Annotated in this window: 1 protein-coding gene; it reads right to left on the reverse strand. The window is 70.0% G+C overall.

Translation table 11 applies throughout. The features are described from left to right. Positions 1-160: ketopantoate reductase family protein (locus AC0IW9_RS31940; RefSeq protein ID WP_471652295.1), on the reverse strand; the 160-nt coding region annotated here is incomplete at its 3' end. Between the last annotated feature and the right edge of the window lie 77 nt (positions 161-237).

A 237-nucleotide genomic window follows, 5' to 3' on the forward strand; every position in this document is an offset into this window, starting at 1 on the left:
CCTCGCCCACGCTGACCAGCTTCAGGCCCGTGGCCTGCAGGGCGGCGAGATGCGGGCCGCGGGCAATGACGGGGACCTCCGTCTCGCCCTTGGCGGCGAGCCTGGCCGCCATGAGGCCCCCGATGGCGCCGGCGCCGAAGATGCATATCTTCATCGCCATCAGGCCTTGATGCCGAGCGTCTCGGCCAAGCCGATACGCATCAGCTTGCCGGTGGCGCCCTTCGGGATCTCGTCCAG

The organism is Belnapia sp. AC561 (assembly GCF_979252845.1).